Source organism: Halomonas sp. TH-94 (assembly GCF_057473365.1).
In genome coordinates, this window is record NZ_JBYCKL010000081.1 from 25,113 (window position 1) to 38,953 (window position 13,841).

11 protein-coding genes are annotated in these 13,841 nt (G+C 63.7%); 5 read left to right on the forward strand and 6 right to left on the reverse strand.

Annotated features, from left to right (window positions below):
* The first annotated feature begins 9 nt into the window (after window positions 1–9).
* The 3 genes from lpdA (at window position 10) to ahcY (ending at window position 5,438) form a co-directional block, all read left to right on the forward strand.
* Entirely contained in the window at window positions 10–2,118 is a 2,109-nt protein-coding gene (gene lpdA, locus AC2VNO_RS15450) for a dihydrolipoyl dehydrogenase (protein WP_486934957.1), read from the forward strand.
* Between the two features lie 113 nt (window positions 2,119–2,231).
* Window positions 2,232–3,833, forward strand: coding sequence for an SLC13 family permease (locus tag AC2VNO_RS15455; protein ID WP_486934958.1), 1,602 nt, complete (start codon window positions 2,232–2,234; stop codon window positions 3,831–3,833).
* A 195-nt stretch (window positions 3,834–4,028) separates the two neighbouring features.
* Complete coding sequence (gene ahcY, locus AC2VNO_RS15460; RefSeq protein WP_486934959.1) at window positions 4,029–5,438, forward strand: adenosylhomocysteinase; 1,410 nt, start codon at window positions 4,029–4,031, stop codon at window positions 5,436–5,438.
* A 65-nt stretch (window positions 5,439–5,503) separates the two neighbouring features.
* Here the strand turns inward: ahcY and AC2VNO_RS15465 are convergent, their stop codons facing one another.
* The 3 genes from AC2VNO_RS15465 to AC2VNO_RS15475 form a co-directional block, all read right to left on the reverse strand.
* Window positions 5,504–5,968 (reverse strand): hypothetical protein, encoded by a 465-nt coding sequence (locus AC2VNO_RS15465; protein ID WP_486934960.1) that lies wholly within the window; start codon window positions 5,966–5,968, stop codon window positions 5,504–5,506.
* A gap of 9 nt (window positions 5,969–5,977) precedes the next feature.
* Entirely contained in the window at window positions 5,978–6,328 is a 351-nt protein-coding gene (locus tag AC2VNO_RS15470) for a DUF6152 family protein (RefSeq protein WP_486934961.1), read from the reverse strand.
* 70 nt (window positions 6,329–6,398) lie between these two features.
* Window positions 6,399–7,328 (reverse strand): AEC family transporter, encoded by a 930-nt coding sequence (locus AC2VNO_RS15475; RefSeq protein ID WP_486934962.1) that lies wholly within the window; start codon window positions 7,326–7,328, stop codon window positions 6,399–6,401.
* A gap of 314 nt (window positions 7,329–7,642) precedes the next feature.
* Between AC2VNO_RS15475 and metF the strand changes: the two genes are divergently transcribed.
* On the forward strand, window positions 7,643–8,479 hold the full coding sequence (metF, locus tag AC2VNO_RS15480) for a methylenetetrahydrofolate reductase [NAD(P)H] (protein WP_486934963.1): 837 nt from the start codon (window positions 7,643–7,645) through the stop codon (window positions 8,477–8,479).
* A 79-nt stretch (window positions 8,480–8,558) separates the two neighbouring features.
* Complete coding sequence (gene sodC, locus AC2VNO_RS15485; RefSeq protein ID WP_486934964.1) at window positions 8,559–9,095, forward strand: superoxide dismutase [Cu-Zn] SodC; 537 nt, start codon at window positions 8,559–8,561, stop codon at window positions 9,093–9,095.
* Window positions 9,096–9,188: 93 nt separating this feature from the next.
* On the opposite strand, the gene AC2VNO_RS15490 is transcribed toward sodC, so the two are convergent.
* The 3 genes from AC2VNO_RS15490 to AC2VNO_RS15500 form a co-directional block, all read right to left on the reverse strand.
* Window positions 9,189–11,351 carry a TRAP transporter permease gene (locus tag AC2VNO_RS15490; RefSeq protein WP_486934965.1) on the reverse strand — a complete coding sequence of 721 codons (2,163 nt, stop codon included), beginning with the start codon at window positions 11,349–11,351 and terminating at the stop codon, window positions 9,189–9,191.
* An 86-nt stretch (window positions 11,352–11,437) separates the two neighbouring features.
* Window positions 11,438–12,421: a TAXI family TRAP transporter solute-binding subunit gene (locus AC2VNO_RS15495; RefSeq protein WP_486934966.1), complete on the reverse strand. Its 984-nt coding sequence runs from the start codon at window positions 12,419–12,421 to the stop codon at window positions 11,438–11,440.
* 225 nt (window positions 12,422–12,646) lie between these two features.
* Window positions 12,647–13,841 (reverse strand): Na/Pi symporter (locus AC2VNO_RS15500; protein ID WP_486934967.1); only part of this gene is annotated, 1,195 nt, incomplete at its 5' end.

Here is a 13,841-nt window from a genome sequence, read left to right on the forward strand (position 1 = left end):
GCCGACGACATGGCCAATGCAATCGAAGTCAAGGTGCCCGATATCGGCGATTTCAAGGACGTCGAGATCATCGAGGTGCTGGTCAAACCGGGCGATGCCATCGACATTGAAACCCCGCTGATCACCCTGGAGACCGACAAGGCCTCCATGGACGTGCCGTCCCCGATGTCGGGCACGGTCGGAGAACTCAAGGTCAAGGAAGGCGACAAGGTCTCCCAAGGCTCGATCATCCTGATGCTGGAGCCGGCCGAGACGGGCTCCCGAGTGGCGGACCGCGATCCGCAGCCGGAGGTCCATGAAAAGGGCGTCGTTGGCTCAGCGGCTTCCGATGCGGGCGGTGGTTATGGCGGAGGCAGCCTGGAAGAGGTTCGGGTGCCGGACATCGGCGATTTCAAGGACGTCCCGGTGATCGAAGTGCTGGTGCGGCCCGGCGATACGATCCGTGCCGAGGACCCGCTGATCACCGTGGAGTCCGACAAGGCCTCGATGGATGTGCCTGCGCCCAAGGCCGGCAAGGTCAGCGAGGTGCTGGTGACGGTCGGCGACAAGGTCTCGCAAGGCTCGGCGATCCTGATGCTGGAAGCGGAAGGAGCGGCTCACGCAGTCTCGCCCGCCCCCGCCCAAGATGTGCAGGAGCAATCAGCGGCCCCTGCACCGACGGCGGCTACCTATACTGGTGGCGCCGACATCGAGTGCGAGATGCTGGTGCTCGGCGCCGGGCCGGGCGGCTACTCGGCCGCCTTCCGGGCCGCCGACCTGGGGATGAAGACCGTGCTGGTGGAACGCTATAACACCCTCGGCGGGGTCTGCCTGAACGTCGGCTGCATACCCTCCAAGGCGCTGCTGCATGTGGCGGCGGTCACCGACGCGGCCAATGACCTGGCCGACCACGGCATCGCCTTCGGCAAGCCGCAGATCGATCTAGACAAACTGCGCGGCTGGAAGGAGAAGGTCGTCGGCAAGCTCACCGGTGGGCTGGCCGGCATGGCCAAGGCGCGCAAGGTCGAGGTTGTCCGTGGGTTCGGGACTTTCCTCGACCCGCATCACCTGGAAGTTGCCCTGACCAGCGGCGACGGCCAGCAGCCGACCGGCAATAAGCAGGTGGTGAAGTTCGGCAAGTGCATCATCGCCGCCGGTTCGCAGTCGGTGAAGCTGCCTTTCATTCCCGACGATCCCCGGGTGGTCGACTCCACCGGTGCGCTGGAACTGACCGCTATCCCCAAGCGCATGCTGGTCATCGGCGGCGGCATCATCGGCCTGGAGATGGCCACGGTCTACTCCAGCCTGGGCACCCGCATCGACGTGGTCGAGATGCTCGAGGGGCTGATGGCCGGCGCCGACCGCGACCTGGTCAAGGTGTGGGAGAAGGTCAACTCGCCGCGCTTCGACAGGGTGATGCTCAAGACCCGCACCACCGCCGTGAAGGCGCAGAAGAACGGCCTCAAGGTCAGCTTCGAGGGCGACAACGCCCCCGCCGAGCCGCAGCTCTACGACATGATCCTGCAAGCGGTGGGGCGCAGCCCCAACGGCAACAAGATCGGCGCCGAAAATGCCGGCGTGGCGGTCGACGAGCGTGGCTTCATCGCCACCGACAAGCAGATGCGCACCAACGTCGGTCACATCTTCGCCATCGGCGACATCGTCGGTCAGCCGATGCTGGCCCACAAGGCGGTGCACGAGGCGCATGTCGCGGCGGAGGCCGCTGCCGGGCACAAGAGCTTCTTCGATGCCCGGCAGATCCCCTCGGTGGCCTACACCGACCCGGAAGTCGCCTGGGCTGGCAAGACCGAGGCCGAATGCAAGGCCGAAGGCATCAAGTACGGCAAGGCGATCTTCCCCTGGGCCGCCTCCGGTCGGGCCATCGCCAACGGCCGCGACGAAGGTTTCACCAAGTTGATCTTCGACGAGGAGACCCATCGCATCATCGGTGGAGCCATCGTCGGCACCCAGGCCGGGGACCTGATCAGCGAGCTGTGCCTGGCCATCGAGATGGGCTGCGACCCGGTCGACATCGGCAAGACCATCCATCCCCATCCGACCCTGGGCGAATCGGTGGGCATGGCCGCTGAACTGTTCGAGGGGGTCTGTACCGACTTGCCGCCGCAGAAGAAGCGCTAGGACGACTGCCAGCGGGCTGCTGATGCCGGAGCAATCATGCGGCTGCCCGGCATCAGCCGCCGATCCTTGAAACGCTGGAACAGCAATGAAGGAACATAGGGGAGGACGGATCAATGAGCAATCAACCTCACCCGCAGGTACCGGGCGAGCAAGTGTCAGGAGGAGAGGGGAGTGGCGGACGATCCGCCAAGCTGATATGGGGACTGCGCGCCTTCGGGCTGCTCGTGGCGCTGATCGTGTGGCTCGCCATGGGTCAGGCCGAAGGGTTGTCGCCGGATGCACGCTGGGTGGCGACGATCGGCACCCTGATGGCGGTGTGGTGGATGACGGAGGCGATCCCTCTCTCGGCCACCGCCCTGCTGCCGATCGTGCTGATTCCGATGCTGACGGAGCGGTCCGTCGCCCAGGCCACGGCGCCCTACGCCAGTCCCATCGTATTTCTTTTTCTCGGCGGCTTCCTGATCGCCATCGCCATGGAGAAGTGGAACCTCCACCGGCGTATCGCGCTCTTGACCCTGGCCCGGGTCGGGGTCTCGCCGCACCGGATCGTGCTCGGCATGATGCTCGCCACGGGGTTTCTGTCGATGTGGGTCTCCAACACCGCGACGACGCTGATGATGCTGCCGATCGGGCTCTCCGTGCTGGCCCTGGTCGCGGAACGCAGCGGGGAATCCACCGAGACGGCCACCGCCGGCCACGATCACCACCGGGCCGGTCACGTCGACTTCATCCATGACGACAACATCAAACGCTTCGGTCTCTGCCTGCTTCTCGCCATCGCCTGGTCGGCAAGCATGGGCGGCCTCGGCACCTTGCTCGGCAGCCCGCCGAATGCCATCGTTGCCGGCTATGCCGCCGACGAACTGGGCCGCAACATCGGCTTTCTCGAGTGGATGATGCTCGGCGTACCGCTGGCCTTCACCTTCATCCTGGTGGGCTGGGTCCTGATGACTCGGGTGCTCTACCCGTTCAAGGTTGCGGAGATTCCCGGCGGCAAGGAGATGATCGACGGCGAGATCCGAAAGCTCGGCGCGCTCAGCCAGGGCGAGAAGATGGTCTTGCTCGTCTTCGGCTCGGCGGCGTTCCTGTGGGTCGTGCCCGGCGTGCTCGGCAATATTCCGGGAGTGGGTCAGTGGCTGGGGCCGCTGGGGTATCTCGATGACACCGCCATCGCGATCGCTGCCGGCATTGCGCTGTTCATTCTGCCTGCGAGGGGGCGCAGCGAGATGGTGCTGAACTGGCAGGATGCCGAGGACGGCCTGCCCTGGGGCGTACTGCTGCTGTTCGGCGGCGGCCTGAGCCTTGCCGGCGCGGTCGCGGGGACCGGTCTCGACAACTGGTTCGGCCAGCAGGTCACGGGACTCGGCATGCTGCCGATCGTCCTGTTGGTCGCCGCCGTGGCCACGATCATCCTGTTCCTGACCGAGGTGACCAGCAACACGGCGACGGCCGCGACCTTCATTCCCGTGCTCGGTGGCGTGGCGGTGGGTATCGGCGCCGACTCGATGACGCTGCTCATCCCGGCGGCCTTCGCCGCGACCTGCGCCTTCATGCTACCGGTCGGCACGCCGCCCAACGCCATCGTCTTCGGCACCGGAGCGGTCAGCATCGCCCAGATGGCGCGTGGCGGGGTCGTACTCAACATCATCGGGATCGTGTTGATCACCGCCTTCTGCTACATGCTTGGCGGCTTTGCGCTGGGGCTGCAGTTCTGATCCCCCGGTGGGGGGCGGTGCCGTGACGGTCGCCAACCGGCTTTGGCCCAGCGGATTGCCGACCCCCACCGTTCAGCGCATCGGGTGCTGTTCGAAGGAGTAGATAATTGAGAGGAGTGTCGAGCGTTGATTGTCGGTGCCTGCATTCCCTGCCTATAGTGAGGGGCACCGTTTTCCGCTCGAGAGAGGTGACGCATGAACCAGCCCGCCGTTTCCGCCCCGACCGCGCAGGACTTCAAGGTCGCCGATATTTCGCTGGCCGACTGGGGGCGACGCGAGATTCGCATCGCCGAAACCGAGATGCCGGCGCTGATGAAGATCCGCGCTAAATACCACGACGAGCAGCCGCTGGCCGGCGCCCGGATCGCCGGCTGTATTCACATGACCATTCAGACGGCGGTGCTGATCGAGACCCTGATCGATCTGGGAGCCTCGGTGCGCTGGTCGTCGTGCAACATCTTCTCGACCCAGGATCACGCCGCTGCGGCCATCGCCGCTGCCGGCATACCGGTGTTCGCCTGGAAGGGCGAGACCGAGGAAGAGTTCTGGTGGTGCATCGAGCAGACAGTGGAAGGCCCCGACGGCTGGACCCCCAACATGGTGCTGGATGACGGCGGCGATCTCACGGCGCTGCTGCACGACAAGCGTCCCGAGCTGCTCGACGCCGTTCATGGCATCTCCGAAGAGACCACCACCGGCGTGCATCGCCTGCAGGAGATGCTGCGCGATAGGACGCTCAGGGTGCCGGCAATCAACGTCAACGATGCCGTGACCAAGTCGAAGAACGACAACAAGTATGGTTGCCGCCACTCGCTCAACGATGCCATCAAGCGCGGCCTCGACCACCTGCTGGCGGGCAAGCAGGCACTGGTGGTGGGCTACGGTGACGTGGGCAAGGGCTCGGCGGCTTCGCTGCGCCAGGAGGGCATGATCGTCAAGGTGGCCGAGATCGATCCGATCTGCGCCATGCAGGCCTGCATGGACGGGTATGAAGTGGTCTCGCCCTATCTCGATGGCGTCAATCGCGGCAAGGAGAGCGTCGACCGTGCGCTGCTCTCGCGTATCGACCTGGTGGTGACCTGCACGGGGAATATCGAGGCCTGTGACTCCGCCATGCTCGAGGCGCTCAAGGCGGGGGCGGTGGTGTGCAACATCGGCCACTTCGACAACGAGATCGACACCGCCTACATGCGACGCCACTGGCACTGGGAAGAGGTCAAGCCGCAGGTGCACAAGGTCTATCGCGACAGCAAGCCGGGCCACTACGACCCCACCAGCAGCGACTACCTGCTGCTGCTCTCCGAGGGTCGTCTGGTCAACTTGGGCAATGCCACCGGCCACCCCTCGCGGATCATGGACGGCTCCTTCGCCAACCAGGTGCTGGCGCAGATCCATCTCTATCAGCAGCGCTTCGCCGAATTGCCGTCAGCGGAAAAAGAGGGCGGGCTGGCGGTGACCGTGCTGCCGCGCCATCTCGACGAGGAGGTGGCACGCTATATGGTCGAGGGGTTCGGCGGGGTGCTCACCCGCATGACGGAACAGCAGGCCGAATACACCGGCGTGCCGGTGGCGGGGCCGTACAAGCCGGACGCCTATCGCTATTGAGACGTATCGCGAGCCAACAGAGGCAATGCAAACGGAGCGCCGCCTGTGGGCGGCGCTTCCCTTTGTCAGCCGTCGACGAAGGCAAGCATGCGGCCCGCCAACAGCACGGCCGGCCATAACAGCAGCGACAGAATGCCGGCCACGCGCAGCCGCCGGGGCGTGGCCTGTGCCAGCCCCGGCCCCAGGTTGAGCAGCAGGGCATTGGCGATGGCCAGGGCGATCAGCGCCAGCTTGAGCACGAACAGCGACATGGTGGCATAGCCGCTGGGGTCGGCGAGAAACAGCAGCGCCCCGGTGACCATTGCCAGCAGGAGCCCCGCGATCGCCACCGGCTGCAGCAGCCGGCCCAGCTCATGCAGCGGCAAGCGCTTGCGCCAACCCAGCAGACGCAGGTCGAGGGCGACGATGGCGCCGATCAGCAGGGCGATGCCCAGCACGTGCAGGGCGTTGATCGCCGCATAGCCCCAGCGTGAGAGTCGTACCCATTCGGCCAGAGCAGTATCGGCGAGCGATGTCAGCAGGGCTTCCACGTCGCCGAGTTAGATTCGTCCGGGATAGAGCACATAGTGCTCGTCGCCGATCCACAGCTGCTCGGCCTTGAGTACTCGTTCACGGGCATGTTCGCCCGAGACTCGCAGCTCCACGCCTTCGGCGAGGTCGCCCTCTTCCAATCCGGCGCGTTCGTTGCGCCAGGGCTGGCCGACCTCGACCGTCCACGTTTCACCATCCACGTCGAGCTGCACTTCGCCGTGGGGGTTGCCCAGCCGCACCTGAGTGATGGTGCCTTCGATCTCGATGGTCTCGCCGCCGACCCAGCCGTGGTGGGCCTGGGCGGGGGCAAAGAACAGCAGCATGACGATGACGAGCGCCCAATATGCATGACGATGCATGATGGCCTCCTTCCAGAAGGTGTCTTGCTTCAGGCTAGCTCTACCGGGCCGGGCTTCAAGGCCAATCGTTCTACAGGCCGGCCAGGCGCATCAGTAGCGGCAAGTAGAGCGGGATCAGCAGCGGGGCGGCCAGCGTGGTGGCCAGCACCGCCAGGGCGCCCTTTTCCGGCTTGATGCCGAGCTCCATGGCGACCACCACTACGTTGGCCGCCATCGGCACCACACCCAGCAACAGCAGGGCTAGGGCCAGCTCGTGGGGCAGCGCCATCAGCGTCTGAAGTAGCAGCACCACCGCCAGCATCAGCCAGGGCCACAGCAGGTAGCGGATCGCCACGCAGCCGGCCATGAAGCGCATATCGATTTCGCGGATGGCGACTCTGCCCAAGGTCATGCCGATGATCATCATGCCGAGCAGGGTGTAGGTGGAGGGAAACACAGCCAGGCTGTCCATCAGCGTGGCCGGCAGCGTCAAGCCGAGCCCGCTTACCAGCAGCGCAGCGAGAAAGGCGTAGATCAGTGGTAGACGTACGATCTTGATCAGGCTCTGGCGCACCGAGAACTGGCCGCGGGCGCTGAGGTAGAAGCCCACCGTGAACTCGTAGAGCGTCACGCCGAGCAGGCAGAACAGGTACAGCGTCACGCCTTCCGGTGGGAGCAGGATCATGGCGATGGGTAGGCCGAAATAGCCGGTGTTGCCGGTGCCGGAGGAGAAGGCGAGCACCGCACCCTCCTGCGGCGAGAGGAAGCGCTTGGCCAGCGGGTTGATGGCGGCGGCGACCAGGCTTGCCAGCAGGAACAGCGCCAGGGTCAGCAGCAGATAGTGGGGCGTGGGGCCGCCCAGCAGCAGGCCGCGAAAGAAGGTGACCGGAGCGATCAGGTAAATCAGCAGCGTGGCGATGGGGCGTGGGTCGATGGCCAGCCGACGGGCAGCCAGCCAGCCCAGGCCAACAAAAGCCAATAGCGTCCAGAGGGGGGCCATCAAAACATTAGGGTCGATCATGCCAGACATTCCATCGTCTAAAGCCGATATGATGCCTGGCAACGTGAAAGCTGTCAGCCTCGCATGATTGACCCTCAGCGCTTCTGTGGGTCAGCCGTTGTGCCGACTCTGCCGAGCGCAATCGAAGCAAAAGGTTCTAAAGAACGGCTTCAATATGACCTCAGCTCATGTCGTAGCGGGGAAGTTTTCATTGGTCAGGTGGCAGGCAGGGCGGCAGAATGCAGGTTCGTTCAACCGCAAGTCACGCCATGAGCGGTTGCGCCAGGGTAAAAAGCGAGGTGCTAGAGGCACCGGCAAAAAGAGAGAGAGCTTTCATGAAAACGTCGTATCCGCTGGGCATCAGTTTCGAGTTCTTCCCCCCCAATACCGAGGTGGGACGAGAGAAACTGTCGGCGGTGCGTGATGCGCTGGCTGAGCGGAACCCGCGCTTCTTCTCGGTGACCTACGGTGCCGGTGGCTCGACCCAGGAGCGCACCCTGAGCACGGTGAGGCGTGTACGTGAAGCGGGTATCTCAACCGCGCCTCACCTTTCCTGCATTGGCAGTGAAAAAGCTCAGCTGCGCGACCTCCTCGCCCAGTATCGTGAAGAGGGTATCGACAGCCTGGTGGCCCTGCGCGGCGATCTGCCCTCGGGCATGGGCGGTATCGGTGAGCTGCGCTATGCCAATGAGCTGGTGGAGTTCATTCGTGAAGAGACCGGCGATCACTTCGAAATCGCCGTCGCAGCTTATCCTGAATCCCACCCCCAGGCGCCCAGCTTCGAGCGCGACCTGGAGAATTTCGCGCGCAAGATGAAGGCCGGGGCCAATCTGGCCATCAGCCAGTATTTTTTCTCCGCGGACGCCTACTTCCACTTCGTCGAGCGAGCTCGTGCCCTTGGCGTCGATGCGCCGATCATTCCGGGAATCATGCCGATCACCAACTACACCAAGCTGGCTCGCTTCTCCGATGCCTGCGGTGCCGAGATCCCGCGCTGGATCCGCAAGCAGCTCGAGGCTTATGGCGACGACAGCGAGGCCATTGCGGCTTTCGGGACCGAGGTAGTGTCGCGCTTATGCCAGCGCCTGCTCGATGACGGTGCGCCCGGCCTGCATTTTTATACTCTCAACCAGGCGGGGCCCTGCCTGCGCATACTCGACAATCTGAACTGATCTTCGCTTTGGCGCTGTGGTCGATCTACGACTAGCCTGATTCTGCATGTCCACGGAATCAGGAATAGGAGGTCGCTAGATGCGCCATGCCAACCTTTCGGGAGTTGCCGTTGCCTCCCTGCTGCTCGCTGCGGGCGTGGGTCAAGCCCTGGCCCAGGAATCTCATGAGGTCGAGCTGAATTGGGTGAGTACCGAGGGGATCGAGGATTCCATCGGTACCATCACCCTCGAGGACACCGATCACGGCTTACTGCTCACCCCCGACCTGCACGAGATGCCGCCCGGCGTCTACGGCTTTCACGTGCATGAAAATCCCAGCTGCGAACCGGGTGAGAACGAAGATGGCGAAATGGAGGCCGCCGGGGAAGCGGGCGGTCATTACGACCCAGAGGAGGCCGACAGCCATCAGGGCCCCTATGGTGAGGGACATTTGGGCGACCTTCCGGTGCTGATCGTCAACGAGGATGGTGAGGCGAACCTGCCGGTATTGGCGCCGCGCCTGACAGTCGAGGACGTACAGGGGCGTAGCCTGATGGTTCACGAAGGCGGCGATACCTACTCCGACGAGCCAGAGCTGGGCGGTGGCGGTGGCCGCATGGCCTGTGGTGTCATCTAACCCCTGGCAATGCAATTCTACCCTTTTAACGACTGGGCCCCACCATAGGTGGGGCCCAGTTCGTGGCAATTGCCGAACGTTGCAGTGCGTGGTTCAGCCCGAGATGGTGGGCTTGGCCTTGAGAGCCGCTGCCTGCCAGACGAACACCAGCCCGCCGATACCGATGCCGATCAAATCGGTCATCCAGCCGCCGGCAATCATCGACAGCGCGGCAGCAAGCAGCATGATGCGCTGTACGAAGTTGACGCCACCGTTCAGGAACCAGCCCTGTACGGATGCGGCCAGCAGGTAGATACCCACACTAGCGGTGATGACCACTCGCAGGATCCCGCCCCAACTGCCTTGCATCAACAGCTCCGGGCTGTAGAAGAACATGAAGGGGACGATGAACGCTGCCAGGCCGAACTTGAAGGAGGTCATGGCCGTCTTCAGCGGATCGGTATTGGCAATGGCCGCAGCCGCATAGCCTGCCAGTGCCACCGGGGGCGTGATCGCCGACAGTACGGCGTAGTAGAACACGAAGAAGTGCGCCACCAGCGGTGGTATGCCGATCTGCTGCAGACCCGGCGCGACCACCGAGGCGGCCACGGCATAAGCCGCCGTCGTCGGCATGCCCATGCCGAGCAGAATCGAAATACACATGGCGAAGAACAGGGCCAGCAGATGGCTGGCGTCGGCGATACCCAATAGCATGGAAGCGAAACGGGCGCCGACGCCGGTCAGTGCAATGACGCCCACGATGATGCCGGCACAGGCACACACCGCAATCAGCGGAATGGCCATGCGCGCACCCAGCGCGAGGGCGTTGAGCAGTGCCTTGGGGCCCATCCAGTGGGGCGTGAACCAGGAAACCACTGCCGCACTGATCATCGCCAGCGTGCCGGCGCGAATCACCGAGTAACCCATGAACAGAGTGCCGACCAGGATGATGATGGGCAGGAACAGATAGACCTGCTTGACCATCTGGCGGAACACCGGCAACTGGTCCCGGGGCAGACCTTGCATGCCGCCGCGGCGGGCTTCCAGGTCCACCATCAGGTAGATGGAGAGGAAGTACAGGGCCGCGGGGATCAATGCGGCAATGGCGATCTCGGTATAGGGGATACCGGTGACCTCGGCCATGATGAAAGCGCCGGCACCCATGATCGGCGGCACGATCTGGCCACCAGTGGAAGCAGCCGCTTCGATGCCGCCGGCGCTGCGTGGGTGGTAGCCCACTTTCTTCATCAGCGGAATGGTCAGTGAGCCGGTGGCCACCACGTTGCCTGCCGAAGTGCCGTTGATCATGCCCATCAGGCCGGAGGCGAACACTGCCACCTTGGCCGGGCCGCCACGCGTGCGGCCGGCAGCAGCGAAAGCGAAGTTGACGAAGTAGTCACCCACGCGCGACGCCTGGAGGAAGGCGGCAAAGGTGATGAACAGAATGATGTAGGTAGACGAGACAGCCGTCGTCGCACCGAGAATACCGTTGTCGGTATAGAGATAGGTAAAGAAGCGCGACGCCGAGTAGCCACGGTGTTCCAGCAGGCCGGGCAGGTAGGGGCCGGCGAATGCGTAGACCAGAAACACGGCGGTGATGGCGATCAGTGCCAGACCGGCCACGCGACGGGTAAGCTCCATGATCAAGGCCACACCCACCGCGGAAACGATGAACTCCGTCTGGCCGGCAAAGGGAGTGCCTGCGGCCATGCGCCAGCGCTGCAGCACGAACAGCAGGTAGGCGGCCACGATGATCGAGGCGACGATCAATACCGCGTCGGCCCAGTGAATGGAGCGGCTGGAGCTGCGCCATACCCAACTGCTGATCATGGCGATGGCCGTCGCGATAGCCAGCGCCCAGCTCATATGTACCAGGACCCAGGCAGCCGGCGGCGTACCCTGCGTCTCGCGTACGAACCAGGCATAAAGGATGGTGACGGTGGCATAGGCGATAGCGGCGACGGCAGGAATCAGTGCGAACCACTCGATGCGGCGTATGCGCAGATCGCCGGGGCTGCGATCCAGGGTCATGGCCGCGGTGATGGCGAAGCCTACTGCGAGGCCGCCAGCGACGTGAATGATCCGAAAGGCCCAGGTCTCGATTGGCGAGACGTTGAGCGCATAAAGGTGCATGGCCGTGAACAGGACGCAGGCGGCAAACACCGTCTGGCCGAGCAGACCGGAGAGCACGCGCTCATTGTGGGCGATGGGGATGTCAGAAACGCCTTCGGTGCCGATCTTCGAGGCGGCTTGTTCGGGTTGGATTTCGTGGGTCATGCCGGGATGCTCTGAGGGTTACGGTTGCCTGCGGTGGCGCAAGGCGTTGACGCCGGCCCGAAGGCCGGCGTCGATGCGCGTCTCAATCAGCCGCGCAGATCCTCCGGGATCTCGTAGCCGTTCTCTTCGAACCAGCGTACGGCACCCGGGTGCCAGGGCAGGAAGGTGTTGAACTCGAAGTTCTCGGCCTGCGTCTCGATGGCGGCACCGTGGATCTGAACCATGCGGTCGTTGTTTTCCATCACGGTCTTGGTCACTTCATAGACCAGCGACTCCGGCATGTCCTTGTGCGTGATGGCGAAGTTCCAGATGGAAACGGCGGTCAGGTCTTCATCCAGGCTGTTGTAGACAGAGGCCGGGATGCTGGCCGGGCTCAGCTCGGGGAAGTCTTCCAGGAACTGTCCCATCTCTTCTTCGGTGAAGGAGAAGATGTTCACGTTGGCCTGTGCTTCGAGCTGGTTGAAGGCAGAGATCGGCACGCCGGCAGCGAAGGCAAAGGCATCGATCAAGCCATCCTGAAGCTGACCCGCCTGGTCGGCGGCACCACCGTTACGGGTGCTGACATCGAGACCGAGCTTTTCGAACAGCTGGGGATAGTACATGTCGGAAGTGCCGCCCGCCGGGCCGACGCCCACGGTCTTGCCGTCCAGATCGGAAACGGAGCTGATGCCGGAGCCGGACAGGGCAATGATCTGCAGGGTGGTCTGGTACATCGGGAACACCGCACGAATGTCGGTATGCTCCACGCCCGGGGCAAGCTCACTGTTGCCGGTCCATGCCTCGTAGGCCGGACCCATGGTCACCATGCCGAAATCGTGCTCGCCCATCTGAACCAGGGTGGCGTTCTGGACGGGACCACCGGTCACTTCGGCACCGAAGGAGACGCCAAGGGCATCGCCAACCATGTTGGCCCAGCCGGAGCCGTAGATGTAGTAGGTGCCGCCTTGGCTGGCAGTTCCCACGGTCAGGCTGCGGGGCCAGTCGCTGCGGTCTTCGGCCTGGGCGCCAGTGGCGATCAGGGCCGCACCGAGAACGGAGGTGGCGATCAGTTTGGAGGCGGTATAGCGCATGGAAGTACTCCGATTTGCCTTTGTCGTTATGGGAACGCACCTGGGTGCGCTCTTATAAAATACGTCTGACGCAACGAGTATAAGCAAACGCTGCGCCATACATATTAAGTTATTTTAAAAACAATGGATTACTTTCGCTTTCTTCGACGAAAGTCGAAATCGAATGACGGTGCGTTGGCTGGAATCTCGCACGAGAGCCGCTAAAAGTGTGTGGCTTTCCGCCCATTATCTGGTGTTGGCCATTTCTCCAAGTACGTCCATCATTCGGCTGGCCTGATGCAGGTCGTTCATCAGCGACGAAGCAAGCCATGGATCGAGGCGGTGCTCGCGCAGCCGCGTGGCCAGTTCGTGCTGCCAGTGACGACGAACCTCCTCGATGGGGGCGGCGATTGCCGCGTCCGCTTTGTCATCGGCCAGTCGGTTGAGGCCGGTGGCGATGGCCAGACGCAGGTCGTCGTGGGCTTCACGCAGTGGACTCGCCTGCGCGGCATGGCGCAGCAGACTGCGCTGCAGTACCTCACCGAAGCGCACCGCTTCCACCATGCGCAGCGAACGTGCCTGCAGCGTATCCAGTCGCTCTTGCTGGGCCTCGGTCAGCGGCACGTCGAGGCCAGCCTGAAACTCCAGGATCTCGGCTAGCAACGGCTTGATACGCTCCCGGTAGCGGGCATCGACCGGTGGCCAGACATCAGGGTCGATGCGGGCCGATACGGCTTGCCGCGTCGGTGGATGGCCTATCACATCGGCACTGGGAAGAAGAATGGCGCTGCATAGCAGGTGATAAGCCCGCCGATCGAGGCGTCGGCACTCCTGCTCCATGGCGGCAACGGCAGTATCCGCATGATTGAGGGCGGCGCTGTCAAGATAGCGTGCCTGCGAGTGCGGCAGCCGGGCGGGCTCGGTAAAGCGGCGTTCGAGCAGATTGGCCAGTTGCGGGATCCATGGCAGCATCAACACGATGCCCAGCAAGTTGAATAGAGTGTGGAACAGGGCCAGCTTGAGCGGCCAGGCTGTCGCCGTCATTCCCACCAGTTCGGCAATGACATCCACCAGCCAGGCCAGCGGTACCAACAGCGCCAAGGCAACTGCAGCGGTTGCCAGATTGAAGATCACATGTGCCCCGGCCAGGCGGCGCGCCGCAACACCGGAGGAAAGCGCGCCGAGTACGGCGGTGACCGTGGTGCCGACATTGGCGCCGATGGCGATGGCAAGCGCCGGCAGGTAGGGCAGTTGGCCCGAGGCGAGAGCGGCCAAGGTGAGCAACAGGGTCGCGTGGCTCGACTGCATCACCACGGTAGCGACGATGCCAACCAGCACGAACAGTGGCCAGTGCCACAGCCGGTCTCCGGCCAGCCCGTCCAGGGCCAGACCGTCGCGCCAGGTTTCGAAACCCAGCTTCATGAAATCGATGCCGAGAAAC

What these genes read in the sequence shown, in the direction of transcription:
- AC2VNO_RS15495 (WP_486934966.1), bottom strand. Translation starts at nt 12,421, where the DNA reads ATGCGCTATACCGCCTCCAAACTGATCGCCACCTCCGTTCTCGGTGCG.
- sodC (WP_486934964.1), top strand. Translation starts at nt 8,559, where the DNA reads ATGCGCCATGCCAACCTTTCGGGAGTTGCCGTTGCCTCCCTGCTGCTC.
- metF (WP_486934963.1), top strand. Translation starts at nt 7,643, where the DNA reads ATGAAAACGTCGTATCCGCTGGGCATCAGTTTCGAGTTCTTCCCCCCC.
- AC2VNO_RS15455 (WP_486934958.1), top strand. Translation starts at nt 2,232, where the DNA reads ATGAGCAATCAACCTCACCCGCAGGTACCGGGCGAGCAAGTGTCAGGA.
- AC2VNO_RS15475 (WP_486934962.1), bottom strand. Translation starts at nt 7,328, where the DNA reads ATGATCGACCCTAATGTTTTGATGGCCCCCCTCTGGACGCTATTGGCT.
- ahcY (WP_486934959.1), top strand. Translation starts at nt 4,029, where the DNA reads ATGAACCAGCCCGCCGTTTCCGCCCCGACCGCGCAGGACTTCAAGGTC.
- lpdA (WP_486934957.1), top strand. Translation starts at nt 10, where the DNA reads ATGGCCAATGCAATCGAAGTCAAGGTGCCCGATATCGGCGATTTCAAG.
- AC2VNO_RS15470 (WP_486934961.1), bottom strand. Translation starts at nt 6,328, where the DNA reads ATGCATCGTCATGCATATTGGGCGCTCGTCATCGTCATGCTGCTGTTC.
- AC2VNO_RS15490 (WP_486934965.1), bottom strand. Translation starts at nt 11,351, where the DNA reads ATGACCCACGAAATCCAACCCGAACAAGCCGCCTCGAAGATCGGCACC.